General features: G+C 53.9%; 1 protein-coding gene (running past one end of the window). It reads right to left on the bottom strand.

What is annotated here, in order from left to right; translation table 11 throughout:
• Positions 1 to 20,581, bottom strand: the 3' portion of a protein-coding gene (locus CWB99_RS11960) for a non-ribosomal peptide synthase/polyketide synthase (RefSeq protein WP_138686211.1). It continues 6,956 nt past the right edge of the window; the window shows 20,581 of its 27,537 coding nt (coding positions 6,957-27,537); the start codon falls outside the window, past its right edge; its stop codon occupies positions 1 to 3.

A 20,581-nucleotide genomic window follows, 5' to 3' on the forward strand; every position in this document is an offset into this window, starting at 1 on the left:
TTATAACCATCCACTTTCTTGCTCATCCAGCATCATGTCGATTTCTTCGGCCATCGACTCAATGTCCCCCAGCTCAAACAAATCAGCCACATTCAGCTCCAACTCAAAGGCATCATTGATCTTCGAAATCAGCTGCATCGCTAACAAGGAGTGACCACCCAGTTCGAAGAAGTTGCTGCGGATACTGATCTGCTCCAGGCGAAGCATCTGCGACCAGAGTTCGGCCAGCTGTTGCTCAGTGTCTGTTTCCGGTGCGACATAGTTATCCACTGTACACTCGCTGAGGGTCAGCGCCTGCAGGGCTTTGTCATCGCGCTTACCATTGAGGTTCACCGGCATTTCAGTCACTAAGGCATAATGCCCTGGCACCATGTAGCCGGGTAACCCAGTACGGACCTGTTGCCAGATATCACCAAGTTGCGTCTCGTCTTCGCCCTGGGCCAGGCACACATAAGCACACAAGGTAGGGACCGCAAAGTCCGTTTTGTTGACCAAGACCGCGGCCTGACGCACCGCAGGCTGCAGTTCAAACTGTTGTTCAATTTCCTGCAACTCGATACGGAAGCCCCGCAGTTTCACCTGATGATCTTTACGTCCCTTGAAGTAACACATGCCATCCATACCAATCCGTGCCATATCACCACTGCGATAGTAGCGCTGTTGCGACTGCGGATCTGTGATAAAGGCCGCTGCAGTGGCTTCAGGGTTGTTCTGATAGCCAATACCCACACTCGGACCATGCCAGCACAGCTCACCCACAAATCCAGATGGCAGACGCTGCCCCTGTGCATTACGGATTGTATACTGGGTACCACCCAGAGACAGGCCAATAGGAATATCATCGCTCAGCTGCAATGTGCGCGGAACCGGATAGTAACTCGACAAAACGCTGTTCTCGGTCGGACCGTAAACATTGTAAACCTCAACCTCAGGGTCGAGCTCAAATAAGCGTTGCACCGACTGAGTCGGGAAAACATCTCCCCCGATCAACAAGTGACTAAAACCACAAGTGCCTGTGAGCTGCTCGCACCAGGGTTCGAACAGTGCCGGGGTGATCAACGCGGTATTCGCACCACTTTGCTTCACCACCTGCTCCAGCTTATCTATCTCAACATGTCGGCCCGGATAGAACACCACTGCACCGCCATGGACCAAAGGTCCCCAGATGTCAAAAACAGCCGCATCAAATGCCAGTGACAACAACTGCAATACCCGGGTATCACGATTGAACGGGCAGAATTCCAGCTGGGTCAGCATAGAGAAAATCGATCCCTGGCTGATCTTCACCCCTTTCGGACGCCCTGTGGTACCTGAGGTATAGATAATATAAGCGAGATCATCCGGGTGGTTTTCGACCACAGATACAGCCGGGCCGTGGGCCTCTGGAAGTTGTGCCGCAGTGTAAGCCGGACACGGCAGTTCAACCTCAAAGTGTGAGGCTTTCAGCAACATACAACATTGTGCGTTATCTACAATGTAGCTCAGCCGGTCCATGGGGGCGTTCGGGTCAAGTGGCACATACGCTGCGCCCAGCTGCATAATGGCCAGCTGCGCGACCACCAGCTCAAGCGAGCGGTCAAACATCACCGCTACCTTGTCTCCATGACTCACGCCTTGCGCCGCCAGGCGTTGCATCAGTGCGTCGGCCTGCTCGATAAGTGCGCCATAACTGAGCTGCTCCTGTGCATAGAACACCGCAGTATGTGCGGCATCCTCCAGCGCAAAGGCGCGGATCGCCGCAGCGATGGACTGTGGTCCTTGCGACGAGTGACAAATTGCCTCAGCAATCGGCTCATCGCTGAGCGTATGCTGTGACAAAGCCAGCTGTGGCGCATCGACTATCCCTTTGAGTAAGCGATTAAAGGCCTCAGCGGCGATTTCTATGCTCTGCTGAGCAAACAAATCACGGCAGTAACCCCAGGTGAAGTAAAGACCGGTATCAGATTCATGGGCTGTCAGCGACAAATCAAACTTCACATCTGACTCAGCCGAGCGTTGATAGTCCTCTACCACCAGCTGGTCCAGACCATAATCCGCCGACTGATTGTTTTGTAGCACAAAGAGCACCTGGAACAACGGATGATAAGCCGTGCTGCGTTCTGGCTGCAGTTGCTCTACCAACAATTCAAATGGCATATCCTGATGTGACTGAGCATCCAGGTGCATTTGCTTGGAGTCGCGCAACGCCTGCTCAAAACTCGGGTTGTCATCAAAGCGGTTGCGCAGCACCAGGGTATTTACGAAGAACCCGATCAGGGCTTCGACATCTCGCTGGGTGCGGTTTGCCACCACGGTTCCCATCACAATATCAGTTTCATTGCTCCAGCTGCTTAGCAGTGCTGCAAAGGCGGTTTGTAACGTCATAAACAAGGTTGCACCATGACGTTGCGTAAGCGCTTTAAGCCCAGTCAGGGTCTGCTGATCCAGTTCAGTACCAATAAAGTGCCCACGGTGCGACTGGGTTTTCGGTCTGGCAAAATCCAGCGGCAAACTGTGCACCGCCGGGATATCCTGCAGCTGTTGTTGCCAGTAGTCACTTTGCTGTTCAAGCATCTCACCACTGAACCAGCCGCGCTGCCAGGCGGCATAATCCCGATACTGCACTTTTAGCTCAGGTAACTGTGGTTGTTCACCACGTACCAGCGTGGTATAGAGATAACTGAGCTCCTGCCAGAAGCGTCCGATTGACCAGCCATCACAAATCACATGATGGAAGACAAAGTTCACCATGTGGCGCTCAGCACCCAGGGTAGCGACATGCACCCGGAACAGGCTGTCTCCTTGCAAGTCAAACGCGCGGGTCGAAGTTTCATTCACCCAGTCAGCAATGCTTTGTGTATCTCCTTCCAACTCTGCCAGCTCAAGGACAACCTGAGTATGTTCCGTGCAATACTGTAATAGCGTCTCGCCCAGCACAAATCGCGTACGTAAGCTGTGCTGACGTGTCACGATTAAATCTAACGCAGCTTTGAATATAGTCAGATCCAGCGGCCCTGAGATGTCGTACGGATAAGGCATGTTATACAGCCCGGACTCAGGGTTGGACTTGGCAATAAACAACAAACGCTGCTGTGCATAAGACACCACAGACGGGCTGTTATCTGCCAGCACCTGGATCTCGGTCATGCCTGAAACTGCACTCATTGCACTGAGTCGCTCGCAGAACTGCGCCAGTTTTGGTGCTTCAAAAATGGTTCTGACCGGCACTTCCAGCGTCAGTTCATCCCGGATCCGCGAGACCAGCTGAATGGCCAACAATGAATGCCCGCCCAGTGCAAAGAAGCTATCATCCAGGCCAACTTGTGCCTGGCCCAGCAATGACTGCCAGATCCTCGCAAGTTGCTGCTGCAATGGCGTTTCAGGTGAGCGATAAGCCACCTCTGATTGCCAGCTAGGCTGCGGCAGTGCTTTACGGTCGACTTTACCACTCATATTCAATGGCAAGGCATCAAGCTGCATCCAGGCTTTAGGCACCATATACTCAGGCAGCAAAGCACTGAGCTGAGTCTGTAGTGTCTGACTGTCGAGCGTCTGCGATGCACAATAATATGCCACCAAAATGGCCTGCTGCTGCGCATCTTGCCTAATCACCACACAGCTTTGTTCAACCCCATCAAGACGCTGCAGGCAGGATTCAATCTCTGCGGTTTCAATCCGGTAACCGTTGAGCTTCACCTGTCCGTCGTTACGACCAAAGTAAAGGATCGTACCGTCATTGAGCCAGCGTACCTGATCGCCCGTGCGGTACATACGTCCACCCGGATTACCGTATTCAGGCAGGTAACGGCTCTCGGTCTGCTCTGCGGCGGCACCAAGGTAGCCCAGCGTGACCCCTTCACCCGCAATATACAATTCACCCACAGCGCCAACTGGTGCCAGCGCCTGTTGCTCATCCAGTACATACAAACGAGTATTGTGAATAGGTTTACCCAGGGCAATCGCGGCCCCCTGTGGCGGCTCTGCAACAAAGTTAAAGGTACAGCCAATGGTGGTTTCAGTCGGACCATAGTGGTTGTAGATGCGGGCCTCAGGCAATAAAGCACGGATCCGCTCATAGGTCTGCACCGTGAACTCCTCACCCCCCATCATCAGTGTGTGTGGCTGAGCTACAGGCGCACTTAACTGAGACAGCAGAACCTCTATCTGAGTCGGCGTCACCTTAATGTACAGCGGCACGTCACTGCCTGTCAGGATCTGTGCGGCACTGAGATACAGGTTATCATTGTCAGCGATATGGACTGTTTTACCCCTCAGTAAGGGCAGGTAAATATTCGGGATCGTACCGTCGAAACTGACCGAGCTCATCAACACTGACCCTTCCAGTTCCGACACAAAATAAGTGTCTAACGCCTGAGCCAGGTAATTGGCAATATTGGCGTGACTGATCATGACGCCCTTTGGCTGACCAGTAGAACCTGAGGTATAAATGACATAGGCAGGCATCAGTGACGACACGGCGACATCAGGTGCGACAGTCTCACAGGTGCTCAGCTGAGCCTGCCAGTGCGGACAGTCAACTAAGCAGCGTGTTGCCAGTGCCGAGAACTTGTCACTGTCAGAGTGTGATGTGATCACACAAACAGCCCCGGAATCAGCAACCAGATAGTCAATCCGTGACTGCGGATACTCAGGGTCAACGGGCAGATAGGCACCGCCGGCTTTTAATACCGCCAGCATACAGGCAATCAGCGTAATCGATTTATCCAGGCTCAGCGCAACCACATCTCCCGGTTTCACGCCCTGCGCAATCAACAGATGTGCCCATTGATTAACCAAAGCGTCCAGTTGCTGATAATCTATCTGCGCAGCGCCCTGACGAATAGCAATCGCATTTGGTGTCGCCTTAGCCTGAGCACTGAACCAGTCATGGAAGGGCACCTGCTCAGTAAACTGATGGCGGGTATCATTCCACGCGGCAAGCTCTTCATGTGCCAGCGGGTCGATCATGTCCAGTTGTGCCAGAGGAGTATGGGGCTGGTTCACAACCGCCCGGGCCAGCGTGGCAAAACTGCGTGCCATCCGTTTTATACTCTGCTCGCTGAACAAGTCCAGGTTGTATTCCCAGGCCAGCACGACGCCGCCCTCGGGTTGCTCTATGGTCGACAACTTAAGGTCAAACTTACTGGTGTCCCTGTCATATCCCATAGGTTCAACCGCCAGATCAGCGACCTGCAATTCGTCAAATTCATTGTTCTGAAGCGCAAACAGGATCTGGAACAGCGGTGAGTGACTCAGGCTACGCTCTGGCTGAAGCACTTCCACCAGGCGCTCAAATGGCATGGCCTGATGCTCAAAGGCATCCAGGATCATCGTGCTGGTACCTCTGAGGTTCTCAACAAAGCCCTGTGACAATGCCAGACGGTTGCGCAGCACCACAGTATTGACGAAAAAGCCAACCAGAGGTTCGATTTCAGGTCGTTCACGTCCGGCAACGGGTGTGCCTATCATGATGTCGTCCGTGCCACTGTAACGGGCCAGCAACGCCGCAAAGAGCGACTCCAGCACCATAAATAATGAGCACCCCTGATCCAGTGCCAGCGTATTGAGCATCGCACTGACATCACTATCCAGCTCAGTAATAAACCGTGCCCCGTTAAAGCTCTGTACCTGAGGTCGAGGCTTATCCAGCGGCAAGCTGTGCAGTTTGGGGGCGCCGTTAAGCGACTCTTTCCAATACTGCTCTGAGCGACTCAGCGCCTGTTGCTGCGCATCCTGATGTTGCCATTGGGCAAAGTCTTTATACTGAATGGCTAATGGCTCTGCATCCGGCATCTGTTTGGCACACAGCTGCTCATAATGAGCGAACAACTCGCGCTCAATCACCGCAAATGACCAGCCATCAACGGCGATATGGTGGATCACCAGCGCCAGAACATACTCCTGTGTGGCCACTTTATATAACACCGCCTGTACGGGCAGATCTGCTGCCAGGTTAAAGCAGGTCGCAGACAACTCGCGAAGCGCAGTGTCCAGTGCCTGTTGCGGATCAGACAAACCACTCAAATCACGCAGGGTGAGCTGAGCTTGTCGCTGTGTAATACGCTGGACAGGCCCGTCTGTGCCCTGTTCGTAAACTGTACGCAGGATATGATGACGGTCACTCAGGGCGGCAAAAGCCGCTTGCAGTGCAGACACTTTAAGGGCACCTCGAAGGCGATAATTCGCTGGTACATTGTAGTTGCTGCTGCCCTGCTCCAGCTGGTCAATAAACCATAAGCGACTTTGCGCATAGGACAAGGGATAACAGCCATCCGAGTTGGATACTGCATTTATCTGCCCCAGCTCACTGTGTGCAGCCGCATCAATGGCCAATGCCATGCTGTTCAGAGTCGGTGTCTCGAATACCTGCTTAACTCCAAACTCGATGGCAAAGCTTTGCTTAACCTGAGTCACCAGGCGCATTGCCAGCAAAGAATGCCCGCCCAGAGTGAAGAAGTTGTCCCCTTTGCCCACTTGCTCTACTGACAGCAGCTGTTGCCAGATCTGCGCCAGCGTTTGCTCAGTTGGCGTCTGAGGTGGCGTGTACTGCGCCTGCTGCTGAGCATCAGGCTGCGGTAACGCACGTCTGTCGACTTTACCATTGTCGGTAAGCGGCAGTCGCTCAAGGTGATAGTAAAGCTCCGGGCACATATAATCTGGTAAAGCATCTTGCAATGCCGCCTTTAGAGCTTCATCACAAGGCTTATCCGACACATAGTAAGCAATTAAACGGCTTTGCTGGTGCACCGTCACCAGAGCTTCAATCACGCCCGGGTATTGGTTCAGCAGGGTTTCAATTTCGCCCAGCTCAATACGGAACCCGCGCAGCTTAACCTGGGTGTCGCTGCGGCCAACATAGCGCAACTGGCCCTGCTCATCGAGCTGCACCAGATCTCCGGTGCGATACCAGCGTTTGCCCTCTGCCATCTCGACAAAGCGCTCATTGGTCAGTACCGGATTATTCAGATAACCCAGCGCCACGTTCACACCGCTGATAAATAACTCACCCACGCACCCGGGCAACACAGGCTGAAGATGCTTATCCAGCAGGCGTGCTTCATTACCCGGCAGTAGCTGACCAATTGGTGGCAGCTGCGGCCACTGAGCCGGGTCTCCCCGGAGTACATACTCGGTCACAACATGGGTTTCAGACGGACCGTAATGGTTAATCAGCGTGCAATTCGGATACTGATTGAAGAAGCGGGTAATATCAGCACTGATCTGCAGCTGCTCACCGGCTGTCACAATCTCACGCAGCGCATCCAGTGAGACACCAGATGCCAGCGCCTCACTGCACATCACCTGCAAAACGGCAAATGGCACAAATATCCGGGCGACTTGCTGTGTGGCAATCACATCCAGCAATGCAGCCATATCGGTGCGGGTATGCTGATCGACCACCACCAGCTCAGCGCCTGTGGTCAGTGCCGTGCAGATCTCCTGCACAGACACATCAAAGTTCAGTGAAGCAAACTGCAGCGTTTTTGCCGGTGCAGACAGCACACTGTTGTCGCGGCGCTGAAACGCCAACAGGTTTGCCAGTGTACGGTGAGGCACCACGACCCCTTTAGGCTTACCCGTTGAGCCCGAGGTATGGATCACATACGCCGCATCATCCGCCTCCCCCTGCCAGTGAGGTGCGCTTGCTGCCACTGTGCAGGTCATCAAGGCTTCAATTTCCAGTACCCGGGCGACGTCAGGGTGCTGCGCTGATGGCGTGTTGTTGCTGATCAGCGCAAAGGTCACCTCATTGTCGTGGCAAATGGTGTCGATACGAGCCTGAGGCCATTGACTGTCAACGGGCATGTATACTGCGCCCAGACGCCAGACTGCCAGCATCGCCAGCACCGCATTGACCCCCCGAGGGACCATCACGATGACTTCACTGCCGGGCTCAACACCTTGCTCGAACAAAGCGCCGCTCAGGTGCTCAACCCGCTCAGCAAGTTGATGATAGGTCAGGTTTGTCCCCTGGAAACTCAGCGCACTGTGTTGCGCATATTGCTCCGCAGCGGCCGTAAATAAAGGTATAACCTGTGACTGCGACGTCACTTCAAGAGCTTCAGTTGTCAGCTGACCTTGCGCTGGGGTAGCCAGCGAGATATCCGCAATACGTTGTTGTGGCGTATCCAGTAGCATATCAATCAAACGGTGTAGCGCCGCATCAAACCGGGCGATCCGCTGCGCGCTGAACAGATCGGTATTGTACTCCCAGGACAGGCCCAGACCCGACTCATTTTCCATCGCCGTCAGGGTAAGGTCGAACTTAGCCAGTGCCGCTTTGCTACGCTCAATATCAATTTCGAAGGCGCTGTTGTCCAGCTCAACCGCCTGGTTGTTGTGCAGTACAAACATGATCTGGAACAGCGGGCTGTACGCCAGACTACGCTCCGGTGCCAGGCTTTCAACCAGCGCTTCGAAAGGCACATCCTGATGGGTCTGAGCCTCAAGCATATAAGCCTTGGAGCGAGCCAGCACATCCATAAAGCCATCCTGCGCCTCAAACTGAGTACGCATGACCAGAGTGTTCACAAAAAAGCCCACCAGGTCCACCAGCTCTTCACGACGACGGTTCGCCACCGGTGTACCCAGCACAATGTCATCCTGATGACTCAGTTTGTGCAGTAATACGCTGAACATAGACTGCAACACCATGTACAGTGTGCTGTCTGTTTGCTGAGCCAGTGACTGTAGCTGAGCAAGCTGTGCATGGCTGAGCTGAGACTCATGCCAGGCACCGCGATAACTCTGTTTTGCCGGACGAGGCTGATCGGTCGGCAATTCATGCACCGCGGGGATCCCTGCCAGAGCCTGTTGCCAGAAGCCAACTTGTTGTTCCAGCTGTGCCCCCTGCAACCAGCTTCGCTGCCACATTGCAAAGTCAGCGTACTGCACACTCAGCGTTGGCAATACGGCCTCACGCCCTTCAACCAGCGCTTCGTAAAGACGGATAAACTCATTGGTGATCAGGCCCATAGACCAACCGTCGGCAACAATATGATGTACCGTCAGCAACAGTTTAAAGCAACATTCCTGCTCTTTGATCAAGGTGACATGCAACATAGGGTCACAACTTAATTCAATCGCCAGGGTGGCGGCCTGCGTTGTTGCCAGGGCCAGTTGCTGCTGTTTCTGTGCATCAGGCAAGACACTCAGGTCACGATAATCCAGCGTGAAATGACTGCCATCATGGGCAATTTGTCGCGCCTCTCCGTCATGGTTGACAAATTGGCTGCGCAACACTTCGTGGCGCGTCAGCAGCTGAGCAAAAGCCTGCTCCATAAGGCTGACATCCACCTCACCGCGGATCGCATACACCATAGGGATATTATAATTGCCGCTGTTGCCTTCCAGCTGGTTGATAAACCACATACGCTGCTGCGCATAAGACAGCGGAGCCCCTTCAGCAGGACGCGCCTGAACGCTCAGCTGAGCACCAACAGAGAGCTGCTCACTGCTGTCTATCAGCAGAGCCTGCTTGGCAATGGTGTTGGCACTGAATACGGATTTAACCGCCAGCTCCACGTTAAACTCAGCAATGATGGCCGTCACCAGACGCGTAGCCAGTAATGAATGACCTCCAAGGTGGAAGAAGTTGGCTTCGGTACTAATCGACTCTTTGTCCAGCAAACGTTGCCAGACAGCCTGCAGCCGTTGCTCTGTTGGCGTAGCCGGAGCGACATACTCATCCTTCACCGCCACATCAAATGCCGGTAAGCGGCTGCGGTCAACCTTACCATTGGGTCGATAGGCAAAGCTGCTGACACACATAAAGGCGTCTGGCAGCATGTAATCAGGCAGGGTCTGAGCCAGCTGCGTTTTAATTGCCTGCAACAGGGCCGATTGCTGACAGGCAGGTACCTGGGTTAGCAGATACGCCTGCAGGCTCTGCTGCTCTGGCACATAAATGACAATGGCATTCTGGACATCACTGTGACGCGCAAGCTGCGCTTCTATCTCACCGATTTCAATACGGTAACCCCGGATCTTAATCTGATAATCTTTACGGCCAAGACAATGCAAACGACCCGCCTCATCAACCCGCCCCAGATCGCCCGTCGCATAAGCCCGGCCAATCGGTGTTTCGATAAAGGCACCTGCTGTTTGCTCCGGACGATTAAAATAGCCAGTTGCCAGACCGTGGCCTGTGATCACAATTTCACCCACCGCGCCCTGTGGCACCGGATTGTGGTTGGCATCCAACAATACCACCTGGGTATTGGCTATCGCAGCCCCAATAGGCGCATATAAGGTATCGGTAAGCGAAGTATCAGTGACAACGTAATGGGTGACATCTGACATCACCTCAGTGGAGCCATAGAGATTCACCAGCTGAGTATCGCCCAGTGTAGGCAGTACCTGACGGGCCAGTGCCGTCGCCAGCGGCTCACCACTGACAAACCAGTAGTTCAGCGCCGGTAATCTGAAGCCCGTTTGCGCCATATATTCATTGGCAATATTCAGCAACGACGGCGCCGTAACAATACGGGTGATCCCCTGCTCACTCAGAACCTGCAGCAACTGAGGTACCTGCTTAACCAGTTCGCGGTCTATCAGGTGCAGCGTAACGCCTTGCAGTAACGGCGTGAACAATTCCCATACCGCCCGGATAAAGGCCATCGAAGTAATATGACAGGCCTGCTCATCATCCTGATATGGATAGTCTTGTGCCATCCAGTTAACCCGGTTCAGGGTGGCGCCATGGGTTCCCAGCACCCCTTTTGGATTACCCGTTGAGCCAGAAGTAAAGATGATATGGGCACCATCATTGGGCGTCAGGCTAACCTGATAGCTCGGTGTTGTTGGTTGAGCCACAATCGCGCTGGCAGTCTCGCTGTCATCCAGAGCACAAATCTGCGCCTCAACCTGCCAATGCAAGACCTCACTGCCCGCATTGCTGAGTACCCATTTACAGCCAACTTCATCAATCATAAATTCACAGCGCTGTTGAGGGAGCTCAGTAGAAACCGGGACATAGATTGCACCCAGCTTGATCACCGCCATAATGGCGACAATCCTTGGCAACGCCCGGGCCATGCACACGGCGACCCGATCGCCCCGCTCAACCCCCAGCGTACTGAGGAAATTCGCCACCTGTGTGGCCTGTGCATCCAGCTGCTGGTAAGTGAGGCGATGCTCACCGGATATCAGCGCAGGCTTATCGGCACACATCGCCACCACCTGCTGCCACTGAGTCAGTATGGTGTCACTTTGCGATGGCAGAGCCAGAGGCTGCGGCAGCACCGCATTGTCGCTCCAGGCATGGCTCAGCAGCGGCTGTTCCGGATTGCTGCAGCCCAGAGCCAGTAGATGTTCAAATTCAGCGGCAATCATGCTGATTGTGCTGGCTTTAAACAACCTTGCATCGTACGCCCAGGTCAGTTCATAGCCCTGTTCACGGCGCGACAAATACAGAGTCAGATCATATTTGTTATCGAACTCGCCCAGCGCAAGCCCTGATACATCCAGTCCGTCCAGTGCCAGTTCGGGTTGGTCATGACCATCGAAATTAATCATCACCTGGAACAGTGGCGCATGTTGCAGGTTACGCTCCGGATTGAGCACTTCCACCAGCCGCTCAAATGGCAGGTTGGCATGCTCATGCGCCGACAGATGGTGCGTTTTTGCCTGTTGCAGCAGGTTCGTCAAACTCGGCGAGTCACTTAAATCCAGACGCAACACCACTGAATTTAAGAACAAACCAATCACATTTTGCAACGCGGCATCGTTGCGGTTAGACACCGGTGTGCCAACCACAATATCCGTCTCATTACTCCAGCGAGCCAGCAGCGCGGCAAACACGCTATGCAACAGCATAAACGACGACGCCTGCTCATTTGCAGACAGCGCATCAATTTGTGCACTGAGCCCCCCGTCAAGCTGGTGATGATGGAATCCCCCCTTAAATGACCGCGTGCTGTCGCGCGGCTTATCCAGTGGAATGCTGTGAACAGTTGGCAAACCTTGTAACTGTGTTTGCCAGTACTGCTCGCTGTGCTCCAGCGCGGCCAGATTCTCAGGCGCACGTTGCCAGGCAGCAAAATCACGATACTGAAGGTCCAGCTCTGCAACTTCAAGCGGTGTCTGCGCACGGTGAGCATTGTAGGCACTGAACAGTTCCTGCTCAAAAATCGCGAACGATCCGCCATCGGTTGCTATGTGGTGCATACAAATCATCAAAATATGATGCTGCTCAGCCACTTTACACAACTCAGCACGGATCACCTCGCCCGCCGGCAAATCAAACGGCCGGGCGTTAAAGGCATTAAAGTGTGCTTCTGTCTCTGTGTCGCTGAGTGCACACTGAGTCAGGGTAAAGGATGACTGTGCCGGGTTCAGGCTGCGCTGACGTACAACCTGTTGTTCCCCTTCATCTGCAAACACCCGGAACTGAGTGCGCAGGCTGGCCTGTCTGGCCACAAGCCAGTTTAGTGCTTGCTCCATCGCAGCGACATCCAGTTCCCCCTTAAACACATAGGCTGCCGGCATATGGTAACTGGTGGCATCCGGGTTAAGTTGCTGCATAAACCACAGCCTTTCCTGTGCAAAGCTCAGCGCACACCACTGGCCTTCGTCAGTTGCAGCAGTCAGTTTCAGGTGCTGCTCCGTCGCCTGCGAATCATCAATCAGTGCGGCCAGTTTGTTAATGGTGCTGTGACTGAAAATGACTTTCAAAGGCAGCTGGAGTGAGAACGCTTTTTCAATGGCAATCAACAGGCGTGTCGCCAGCAGTGAATGTCCGCCCAGTTTAAAGAAGTTACTGTCGATACTGATCTGCGCTTCGCGCAGTTTCAGCAATTCGGCCCACACAGTGACCAGGAAAGTCTCTGTCGGCGTACTGGCCGGTACAATCACTTCATTCATAGCGACTGAACTTTGCAGTTGCTCGAGCACGCGAGCCTTGTCCAGCTTACCATTGCGGGTCAGTGGCAGGCTCGCTACAAAGGCATAGCGCTCTGGCACCATATAGGCAGGCAACTGCGTGCCCAACGTCTGAACCAGGGTACTTTGCAGCGCTTCATTTGCCTCACCGGACTCACTCACCACGGCTGCGGCAAGCTGCTGTTGCCCCTGACTATCTGTAAAGGTAAAGCAACGTGCCTGAGTAACTCCCTTGCATTGCTGCAATGCCAGGTCAATTTCAGTCAGCTCAACACGGAAACCACGGATCTTAACCTGATCGTCACTACGACCCAGATATTCCAGCTTACCGTTACCATTGAAGCGGACACGGTCGCCCGTGTTATAGCAAGGCTGCCCGCTGGCGTGCGTATAAAAACGCTCCGCAGTTAACTCATCGCGGCCCAGGTAACCCAGAGCAACCTGCGCGCCACTGACATGCAACTCACCGATGGCACCTCGCGGCACCGGCTGACCATAGGGATCCAGAACATGCAGCCCACACTGGCCCACAGGGAGACCAATAAAAGCGAAACCGGGCTGGCTAAAGTCGTCGACAAACTCCGCACAGGCCACATGGGTCTCTGTCGGGCCATAATGGTTCCAGAGCTTGCTGGGGTAGCGGGTAAACAGCGCCGCAATGGCCTCTGAGATATACAAGGCTTCACCGGCAACAATGATCTCATCCGGCACGGCATCATAGTCGTTACCCAGCACTTCTTCAGCCAGGATTTGGAGTACCGCTGGTGGACAGAACAAACGCTCGATTTTTCGTGCACTCAGTAGTTGAGGCAGCTGCGCCAGATTGTCTTTTTCTTCTTCGTTCATCAGTACCAGCGGACTGAGTGTGAACCAGCTGGTGATCAGTTCCTGCACTGACACGTCAAAGGTGAGAGGCGTAAACTGCAAAGTTCGCTTCGCATCAGTGAGCCCATGCGTGCTTTGCTGGGCAACCGCCAGATGACATAAAGTACGATGCGTTTGCACCACCCCTTTAGGCTCACCGGTTGTCCCTGAGGTATAAATCACATAGGCCGCGTCGTCACCCTGGATAGGTTCTTCACTGTGATAGACGCTGTCGTCCAGCCCTTTCAGTTGCGACTGTAGCGCCGGCCAGGTGAGTGCCAGACAGTTTAATTCAAGCGTGTCGATTAGCTCTGCGATACTGGCGTCGCCTCGGGTGTCTATCACATGTTCAACGCCACTTTGCTGCAGAATATAGCGCAGACGCTGCTCTGGCAGTTTAGGGTCCAGAGGCAGATACGCCGCGCCCAATTGCAGCAGGGCTGCAATGGCCAGATAGCTGGCAGGTGTGCGCGCATAAGTCAGCGCCACAACCTGGTGTTGCCTGACCCCGTGCTGTGTCAGTAAACGCGCCAGTTGGCTGGATTGAGCCACAAACTCACCATAAGTCAGTTGTACCTCGCTTGATTCTAACGCCAGGGCATCGGGCTGAGTCTGGGCGCTTAACTGCAAGACATCGGCAACAGACTGAGGTAAGTGCGTCACGTCTGCAGCGTCACAGGTGTCCTCAGCGTTCAGCGGCAGAGACAGTAGCTGTGCATCTGGTGTCGCCAAAGCTTGTTCACATAGAGCCACAAACGCCTGTGCCAGTGATTCTATGGTCGCTCTGTGGAATAAGTCACTGTTATATTCCCAGTCGAGGCGGATCTGTCCCGCTTGCTCAACCACCGACAGTGTCAGGTCAAATTTACTCTGATCAAAGTTGACCGGGTGCTCACGCAGCTCTACCCCATCCAGTAACCAGGCACTATTGTGCTGACTCTGAACCACCAACAGGATCTGGAATAGGGGGTTATAACGGTTGTGACGCGCCTCTTGCAAATCTGCCACCAGGGTTTCAAAAGACACGCTTTGATTATCAAACGCAGCCAGTGCAGTGTCGCGGCTTTGTGCCAGCAATTGTGCAAATGACATGGACAGATCTGTGTCCATACGCAGGACCAGAGTATTGGCAAAGAAGCCTAACATGCGCTGCGTTTCCAACTGTTCACGATTGGCCACAGGCGTACCGATAACAATGTCGCGACTGCCACTGAACTTACTCAATAGTGCGCTGAGTAAGCCATGCATCGCCATAAAAGTACTGACCCCCTGACGTTCGCAATAGGCTTTCAATGTCTCGCTGCATTGTTCGCTAAGCTGATTGAACACCACCTGACCACTGTGGGTCATTTCCTGAGGGCGCGGCTTATCCAGCGGCAGCTCATGCACAGGCGGTAACTGTGCCAGCTGCTGATGCCAGTAGGTCCGCTGTGCGGCCAGATTTTCGGGGTGACGACCCTGATGCTCCCACAGCGCATAATCGGCATATTGCAGTGCCAGCGGCTTCAGGCGCTCGCTGTCTCCCCTGTGGCTATACAGCGCGTCCAGCTCAGCAATGAATATCTCCATGCCCGAACCATCCATCGCCACATGATGGAAGTTGAGTAGCAGGGTGTAATGATCATCACCACGGATAAAGACATGTGCACGCAGCAGCACGTCCTGCTCCAAGTCAAACGGGGTCACCGCCAACTGCTCAAGCAGACCGGCAAATTCCTCTGTACTGTAATCACTGGCATCGAGTACTTGTGGCTCAAATGCACTGACCTCCTGGATATACTGGTAAGGCCCAAGCTCGTCCCGACGCAAGCAGGTGCGCAGCACTTCATGGCGCTCGACCAGCGCCGTCAATGCCTGTGTCAGCGTCGTTAAATCAAGCACACCATGATAATCAAATGCGAATGGCATGTTGTACTGAGCACTGCGCCCCTCCATCTGATCAACCAACCACAATCGCTGCTGCGCATCGCTTAATGGCAGTCGCTCCGGACGCTGCGTCTTCACCAAAGGCTGATCCTGAGGCAGCTGTCGTTGCGACGTCAGCGCACGTGCCAGTGCCCGAATGGTCGGCATTTTAAACACATCAGATACGTTCAATGTGCATGGCTGGGTTTGCTTCACCCGGGCAACCAGTTTGCTCGCCGCCAGAGAATGGCCCCCCAGCGCGAAGAAATTGGCCTCAACGCTTATCTGGCCAACATCCAGTGCGAGAATTTCAGCCCACAGCGTTTGCAGCTGCGACTCCAGATATGTTGCCGGCGCCTCATAATGCGCCTGCTCGACACTGATCGCAGGCAGTGCCCGCAGGTTAATTTTTCCGCTTACGGCATACGGCACCTGCTCAATCTGAACATAGTAACTTGGCTGCATATAGTCAGGCAGAGCTTGCTGAGCCAGTGCCCGCAAACGCGCCGTAATGTCCTGCTCGCTCAATGCGCCTGCCGAGACAAAATAGGCAACCAGGTGCGAGCCCTGCACCGTTAAGACCACTTGAGCTACAGCGTCGCTGCGACTGAGTACTGTTTCAATCTCGCCCAGTTCGATACGGAATCCACGCAATTTGACCTGCTGATCGATACGACCAAAGAATTCCAGATTGCCATCATGATCCCAGCGCACCAAATCGCCACTGCGATACAGTGAACCTGAGCCAAACGGATTGTTAATAAAGGCTTTTTCACTCTGTGCCGGATTGTTGAGGTATCCCTCGGCAACACCCGCACCGTCAATATACAACTCCCCTTTGGCCCCGACCGGAACACAACGCTGCTGAGCGTCCAGCACGTACAGCTGGGTATTGGCTATCGGACCACCCAGATGAGGATGGGCGCCTGTGACCTCAGTCTGAGTTACTTCGACGGTTGTTTCCGTCGGACCATAGGCGTTAAAGAACACGCGACCATGTTGCTCACTGTACTCACTGAGCTGGCACCAGAGTTTACGATTCAGCGCTTCGCCACCGAGCATCAGCGATGGCATCGGCTGTTCATGACACTCCAGCATTTGCTCCGCAAAAGAAGGTGTGGCAAAGCTGTAGTTAATATCGTGAGTCTGACAGAACTGCATAAAGGCATAGGGGTCACGGCCCGTTTCATGATCAGCAATGACCAGACACCCACCAAATGCCACTATGGCCAGGCCAAACATAGACGCATCAAACACGAAAGGAGCACGCCAGCCCCAGCGCACTGTGGCCATGTCTGCCGTTGCAAAGGTCCGCTGTGTCCAGCTTGTCAGTAGATGCGCCAGATTTTGCTGACTGATACACACGCCTTTGGGCTCGCCGGTAGAGCCGGAAGTAAAGAGCAAATACGCCATCTGTGCATATCGCTCTGGCACCCGGTAATCGCAGCCAGATGGAATAGTTTGCAGGCTGACAATCTCGGCTATTCCCTCAAATGCCTGCCCTGTATCCGGGTGCTGAACCAGTAACAGACGGATCTGTGCCTGTTCAGCTATTTTCTCAACCCGGGCGCGAGGGTAATCCAGCGCCAGCGGCACAAAGGTCGCGCCACACAACTGGGTTGCATAAATAGCCACGAGCGCATCGGCGCTGCGCGGTAATAGCAGTCCCAGATTATCACCGGGCTGCACACCCAGAGATTGTAAATACCCTGCCAGTTGTTTGGCACGCGTTTGTAGCTGACTATAAGTCAGTGTCAACTCGCCCTCTTCAATGACGATGTGCTCAGGGGTTTGGGCAACACGTGCTTCGAGCATAGTGCGCAAATCCGCCTCGTACTGACAAGACGCGCCTTTACCCAGTGCCTCAATGGCACGCCGCTGAGTGTCATCAACCAGTGCGGATAATGATTCGAATGGCGTACTACTGTGAGCCAGTAAGTTGCTGAGTCCATCGCTCAGACAGGTCAGCAGGGCTTGTGCTGTCGCGGCCTCAAAAATGTCCGTACTGAAGTCAATTTCCAGCAGGATATCGCCATTTTGCTGCTCTGTTGCATTGAGCGTCAGATCAAATTTAGCGAAGCTGTTTGGCTCTTCCAGCGTTTCGCAGCCAAGCTCTCCCAGAGAAATCGCCGCACTATGCTCAGCCGTCAGATAGCTGAACATAATCTGGAACAACGGGTGAAGGTGTGCGACCCGCTCCGGGTTTAAGGTTTCAACCAGAGTCTCAAACGGATAGGCCTGATGCTCATAAGCGCTCAGGAAGGTACTATTTTGCGCTTTGACCAGTTCACTAAAGCTAAGCTGAGGAGATACCTGCGCACGCAACACAACACTATTCACAAAGTAGCCAATCATTTGCTCACAGCCTGCCTGCTGGCGGTTTGCCATTGGCGTGCCCATAACAATATCTTGCTCACCGCTGAACAGCGACAAGACCCAAGAAAAAGCACTCTGTAGCACCACAAATGGCGTGGTTTGCTGTTGCTGAGCAAACTGACGGATTGCACTCACCTGTTCCATTGGAATGCGTGTGCTCAGGGTCTGCGCACGATAGCTGGCATCAACCGGACGCGGTTTATCCAGTGCCAGCTCGTGATGCAGTGGTAAGTCTGCCAGCTGCTGTTGCCAGTAATTCGCCAGCTTATCCATATTGGCGGGATCGTCAAACCGTGCTTGCTGCCAGCGTGCGTAGTCATGGTATAGCGGCAGATCAGACTCATCAGCGTGCCCAGTACGATAAAAGTGATCCAGCTGCTCCAGGATCAGTCCCATGGACCAGCCATCCGCCGCGATATGATGAATACACAGCGCCAGAACGTACTCTTGAGCGCCCAGAGTGATCAGTTTCGCGCGCAGCATCAGCGGACTTTGCGGCGTCAAACCCTCATGAAGTTGCGCAAAACTGTTTGCCAGTGCAGTGTCGCGTTGCTCTGTCTCACAATCCGACAGGTCATCGAAGGTCAGTAGGCTATCGGGCTGGGCATTCAGTTTTGCTGTCAGTTCATTATCTTGCTGAACCACTGAGGTTCTCAGTACCGGATTGTGCTCAAGTAAAGCACATAAGGCTCGGTCCAGACGTTCAGGATCCGGGCAAGTTTCAAAGCGCAGATAAAGCGGGATATAGTAACCTGCCTGGTCGTCACTCATCTCACAGGCCAGCCACATCTGGCGCTGTGCCATAGACAGCACAGGTTCATCCCTCTCTGAGCGCTCAATTTCGATACTGTGAGTAATCTGCGTGTGCTGCGCAACCATCCCAGCCTGGGCCTGAACGCTTGCATACTTAAAGACACTCGCCAGTGACCAGTCGCCCCCAAACGCCCCATTGATCAACGTGATCAGCTTAGCTGCCAGCAAGGAGTGCCCGCCCAGCGCAAAGAAATTGGCCGTTGTACTGATTTCATCAGCCTTGCGGCCCAATACCTGACCCCACAGCTCAACCAATTGTTGCTCTGTTTCATTAGCCGGCCCCTGGTAGGCCTGCTCAACGATATTTGGTGCGGGTAACCTGCGTTTATCTACTTTTCCGTTTACAGTCAATGGCATTTCATCAAGCAAAATACACTGTGAAGGCACCATATAATCCGGCAACTTTTCGCTCAGATGTTGTGTCAGTTGACGAGTAAGGTTGCCTGCCGCTGTTTCAGATGCCGTAAAGTAGGCAACCAAATGCTGTTCAACAACCTGCACGCAAGCCTGTTTGACCAGGCCGCTGTTACTCATCAAGCGAGTGATCTCTCCCAATTCGATTCGCAAACCGCGCAGTTTGATTTGGTCATCCGCCCGACCCATGTACGCCAGTCGGCGTGCCTCATCCCAGCGCACCAGATCGCCACTGCGGTACAGTTTTCCTGCACCAAACGGGTTATTCAGGAAGCTGTCTCGGGTTTGCTGGTCACGATTCAGATAACCCAGAGAGACCCCGCTACCTGCGATGTAAAGTTCGCCTTTCGCACCAAATGGTTGCAGACGCTGGTAAGCGTCAAGCACATAAAGCTGGGTGCTGGCTACGGTTTGCCCCAGATGCGTTGTGTCGCCGGTTACCTCAGTACAGGTCACATAAACCGTTGTTTCCGTTGGTCCATAGACGTTATAAGCCCGGTGCTCCTGTTCACGCAGAGTGACCAGTTGTGACCAAAGGGGCTGCTCCAGCGCCTCTCCGCCTAACACAAGATCCGGGATAGGCTTATCCTGTGGCCAGGCATCGAGCATCAGCTGAGCAAACGAGGGGGTTGCAAAGGTCAGATTGATACCCTGTTGCTGAACGAACGCCGCATATTTAACTGGATCCCGGCTGGTTTCTCTGTCACACATCCATAGCTGTCCGCCCAGTGCCAGTGCAGCAAGGCCAACCACCGAGGCATCAAAGACCAGCGGCGCACGCCAGCCCCAGCACACATCCCTGACATCACGACCACTGAGTACAGTATCTTGCATCACTCCAATAAAGTGAGCCAGGTTGCCATGGCTCACCTGCACCCCTTTTGGCTCACCAGTTGAGCCAGATGTAAATAATATATACGCGGTATCTTGCGCACAGACATCCACACTCTGATAGCGGTTATGGTCAGCACTGAGGGTTTTCAGCTGGTGGACCACACGTTCACCCCGATACAGTGTTTGCAACGACTCACAACTGATAATAAAGCGCACATCGGCTTGCTGACAGATGTTGTCTATCCGCTCAGTCGGATAGCTTTCATCCAACGGGATATAGACGCCGCCACACAGATGAATTGCTTGTAGCAATGCCACCAAATGCACATCTTTGGGTAGCAACAATGCCAGCGTATCACCCGGCTTTACACCCAGCTGCTGAAGACCCGCAGCATACTGTCTGGCCTGATGATCCAGCTCAGCATAACTCAGTTGAGCATGCGCATCGTGCACGGCAATGTGCGCCGGACGAGCGGCAGCCAGATCAGACAAGCGCTGTGGCATGAGTACCGAC

The sequence above is a fragment of the Pseudoalteromonas rubra genome, assembly GCF_005887095.1.
In the GTDB taxonomy this organism is placed as follows: Bacteria; Pseudomonadota; Gammaproteobacteria; order Enterobacterales; family Alteromonadaceae; genus Pseudoalteromonas; species Pseudoalteromonas rubra_E.